The sequence below is a fragment of the Tepidimonas sp. genome (assembly GCF_029335975.1).
Classification (GTDB): domain Bacteria; phylum Pseudomonadota; class Gammaproteobacteria; order Burkholderiales; family Burkholderiaceae_C; genus Tepidimonas.
Genome location: NZ_JARJMT020000067.1, coordinates 1 through 3,502, shown reverse-complemented (window position 1 = coordinate 3,502; position 3,502 = coordinate 1). Strand labels below are relative to the sequence as shown.

At 66.7% G+C, this 3,502-nt stretch carries 7 protein-coding genes; 1 reads left to right on the top strand and 6 read right to left on the bottom strand.

All coding sequences use genetic code 11. The features are described 5' to 3' along the window. Window positions 1–125: 125 nt before the first annotated feature. On the bottom strand, window positions 126–428 hold the full coding sequence (locus P3W97_RS03605; RefSeq protein ID WP_300843869.1) for a transposase: 303 nt from the start codon (window positions 426–428) through the stop codon (window positions 126–128). Between P3W97_RS03605 and P3W97_RS03600 the strand changes: the two genes are divergently transcribed. Next, on the top strand, window positions 418–1,026 hold the full coding sequence (locus tag P3W97_RS03600) for a hypothetical protein (protein WP_300843867.1): 609 nt from the start codon (window positions 418–420) through the stop codon (window positions 1,024–1,026). The two genes, P3W97_RS03605 and P3W97_RS03600, sit on opposite strands and share 11 nt — an antisense overlap. 61 nt (window positions 1,027–1,087) lie before the next feature. Here the strand turns inward: P3W97_RS03600 and P3W97_RS03595 are convergent, their stop codons facing one another. The 5 genes from P3W97_RS03595 to P3W97_RS11035 form a co-directional block, all read right to left on the bottom strand. Next, window positions 1,088–1,402: a hotdog domain-containing protein gene (locus P3W97_RS03595; protein WP_300843865.1), complete on the bottom strand. Its 315-nt coding sequence runs from the start codon at window positions 1,400–1,402 to the stop codon at window positions 1,088–1,090. A gap of 151 nt (window positions 1,403–1,553) precedes the next feature. Next, window positions 1,554–2,519, bottom strand: coding sequence for an alpha/beta fold hydrolase (locus P3W97_RS03590; protein WP_300843863.1), 966 nt, complete (start codon window positions 2,517–2,519; stop codon window positions 1,554–1,556). 58 nt (window positions 2,520–2,577) lie between these two features. Then, window positions 2,578–3,081: a hypothetical protein gene (locus P3W97_RS03585; RefSeq protein ID WP_300843861.1), complete on the bottom strand. Its 504-nt coding sequence runs from the start codon at window positions 3,079–3,081 to the stop codon at window positions 2,578–2,580. After that, window positions 3,078–3,311, bottom strand: coding sequence for a hypothetical protein (locus tag P3W97_RS03580; RefSeq protein WP_300843859.1), 234 nt, complete (start codon window positions 3,309–3,311; stop codon window positions 3,078–3,080). Before P3W97_RS03580 ends, P3W97_RS03585 begins: the two co-directional genes overlap by 4 nt. Before the next feature lie 64 nt (window positions 3,312–3,375). Beyond that, a complete protein-coding gene (locus P3W97_RS11035; RefSeq protein ID WP_367184588.1) occupies window positions 3,376–3,501 on the bottom strand; it encodes a DUF6858 family protein in 126 nt (41 codons plus the stop codon). Window position 3,502: the final 1 nt, after the last annotated feature.

Below are 3,502 nucleotides of genomic sequence, written 5' to 3'. Positions count from 1 at the left end.
ATCCCGTCATGCAACCGTTCTCACCCCGTGTTGGCTTCGCGTTGGTAGCGTCCGCTGAAAACCGGGCGGCGTCGCCCGTGGTGAGATTCCGGGAGCCATTGTGCGTAGACCGCAATCTGTAGATGCTACTTGACGGGCGGGATACGCCCAAGGGCTTCGTGTGGCCGGTGATTGTCGCGGTGGAGCCAGTCAGCGGTCATGTCACGCACCTGCTGCAGGCTGTCAAAGACTTGGCAGTCCAGCACCTCGGTGCGGAAGGTCTTGTTGAATCGTTCGACATAGGCGTTCTGCGTGGGTTTGCCAGGCTGGATTTGATTGAGAGCGATACCCCCCTTGGACTGCGCCCAGCGTGCCAGCGCCGTGGCGATGCATTCCGGCCCGTTGTCTAGGGAAACGCTGAAGAAAGCTGCGAGCGAGATGCAGCGCAAGGCGCACGGAGCGCAGGATGCGAGACATACGAAACAGATAGGCGAGCAGCCGAGCACCGCGCAACGCAGCGATGCGCCCGCGCAGCAATTTGTTCAGCGTTTCCTTGGCGCTGTGATTCAGGCGATTCGTCGGCAAGACCCTGCAACCCGCGGGTTCTCGCTATGGGTGCACAATGCGACCGAACGTGGCTCATGCCGCTCCGGAGGTGCCCCCATGAACTGGTTCAACAAACTGCCCGGCTTCCAGCGCTCGCCCCATGGGCTCGAATGGGCACTGTGGAAGAAATTGCCGAAGATTTTGCTCGTCGGCACCGTGCTGCCAGCACTTGGCCCGCTTGCCGCGCGCCTGTGGTGGACGGACGACCCGCTGCCCGTCGCCACGCTGCGCCTGATGACGCTCATCGACTTCTTTGCGATTTCGCTGGTGGTGCTGCACTGGACGCTGGTCCTCACGCTTGCCATCGGCTGCGCGATCATCATCGTCATGAAAGGGCCGGCCTATGTGGCCGATGCCTACGCCATTCCGCATCGTGAACAGCCCGATGAGGCACCCTCGCCCAGGGGAGCGGGCCACGAGGTGAACACGTCACCGCACTGAGGCGCTTCACGCCCGTCGTGCCACCCGGCACGCGTGAAGCGTTTCCGTGCGGGCGGCTGCGTCAGGCGCCGAAGTTCTCCGGCAGCTGCACCGCCACGGCCTCGCCGCGCGCGGTCAGCACGCCGCCTGAGCGCACCGCGGTGTGCACCACCACCTTGCGGCCTTTGATCTCCTGGATGCGGCCGCGGATTTCGATCGGCGCGTCGATGCGTGTGGGCTGGAGGAAGTCCACGTGCAGCGACCCGGTGACGAAGCGAAACGCCCGCAGGCTGTCCATGTCACGCCCCTCATGGCGGTACATCGCTGCCGCCGCCGTGCCCGTGCTGTGGCAGTTGATGAGCGAGGCGATCAGCCTTCCGTAGACGAAACCCGGCACCGAAGTGTGAAAGGGCTCGGGCTGGAAGACTGTGACGCTCTCGTCACCGTCCCAGACGGTCTTGATCTGGTGCCCTGCGGCTTGCGCCGGTCACAACCACAGCAGTGCGCTACGTTGTCGAGGTCGTGGTCTTGAAAGGCGTCCATGGCGGTCATTGCAGGGAAGGAGAAGGGGAGTCTAGCGTGGGACATCGAACCGGATTCGACGGCACATGCCGATGCGCCCCTGCGCACGAACCGGTGGAGGCGTCGGTCAGATGTGCCTGCAGAAACGCCTGCACGGCGTCGAACAGGGCGGGCTCGTCGTCGAACTTCTCATGCGTGCCTTCGACGATGAGCAACTGCACCCGGGCCGAACCCCGCCGCGCGAAGAGCTGCTGGGCATCGTCCAGCGGCACGGTCGAGTCGCTGCGGCCGTGCACCAGCAACACAGGGCACTGCGCACGCGGCAGCGTGGCCTCGGGCGCAATCTCGGCGAAGCGCCGGCCGATCACCGACTCGACATAGCGATTGACCAGCCAGCCCAGTGGCCAGTAGGGCACATGGCGTGCCGCAAGCCAGCGCCGCATCACCTGCTCGGGGTGCGCGAACGATGACACGCTGACCACGGCGCGCAAGCCGTCGAACCCCTGCGCGGCCAGCAGCAACACCGCCGCACCGCCGACCGAGTGACCCAGCGCGGCGAGCCGCGCTGCGTCCACCTCGGGCCGACGCGCCAGCCAGTCGAGCGCGCAGCGCAGGTCCTCGGCAAAACGCGGCAGTGAGCTGTGATCGTCGCGGTCGCTGCGGCCATGGTTGCGCGCCTCGGGCAGCAGCACCGCGAACCCGGCGCGCTGCAAGGCCACTGCGGCCTGCAGCAAATGTCCGGCATGGCCACCCCAGCCGTGCATCAGCACCACGGCCGGCGCGCGCACAGCGCCCGGCGCCGCTGCATACCAGGCAAACAACTTGCGGCCGCGCGGCGCATCGAGCCAGAGGGTCTGCACACCGATGAGTCCGAGCGCTGCTGGGTCGTCCTCGGGCACCTGGGCTTCGGGCGTCAAGCCCCGGCGCAAGGCCCAGCGCGCGAGTGCCAGAAGCGCGAGCACAGCGGAGACGGTGATCAGGCCCGCGTTCATCCGGGTGCCCCGCGCATCAGCCCATGCGCCGGGCTGCACGAGCCGAGGCCCACGCAGCTCACAGGCCAAGCGCCGCGCGCAACTGCGCCTCGCTGCTGACCGGGCGCAGCGCCTTGACCCGCCCGTCGTCGAGCTCGATCAGCATCAGCGCGTCTTCCGCCGCGGGCCAGCCCTGCAGCAGTGCCGAATCGAGCACCACGCCCACGGTGAACGGTTGCTCGCGCAGCGCTGGCAGCGCGAAGGTGCGAGTGATGAATGACGGCATGCGGCTCAGGTCGGCCAGGTACACGGCTTTGCGTGATTCCAAAAAACCCTTGGGCTGCGCGCCCAACACCGACTGCACCAGGTTCGAGGCCTTGCGCCCGTTGGCAAACAACACCAGCCGCGTGTCGGCGTTCACACGCCAGTCCTGGCCGTGCTGATCCTTGAGTTGCAGCGCGGGCAACGGCTGCCCCGGTTCGACTGCGGCAGCCCGCGCCGGCTGCAGGCCCAGAGTGAAGACCAGGGCCGCCAACGCGAGCCAGCGCGCGTGCTGCAGCAAGGTGCGCATCCAGGTGGTCATGCGCTCACCCGGCCTTTCTCCACCGCGGCAGCCCCGTTGGCGCAGGCATGCGTGCAGCCTGCTTGCGCCAGGTCGGCGTTGATCATGTGGTCGGCCATCTGAGCAAATGTGTCGAGTAGCCAGGCGCGAAAAGCTTCGTCCATCAAGGTGTAGTAGCGATCGACCAGGCGGTGCAGCCCCTCAGCGCCGCCGAGGGCGTCGTACGGCGTCAGTGCTTGAACGTTCGTCATTGGTGGCTCTCTGCAGTCTGTGGGTTTCGATCATCGGCGCGGTCAGCGCGCGGCAAGCGCGCACTCACTGGTTGCGCAGGGCCAGGGCCCAGGCCTGCATGGCGTCGTTGGCGGGTTTCATGGGGGCATCCATGAAGCTGATGACGAAATGGTCGCCCATGTCGGCGATGCCGATGGAGCGTGGACGCACC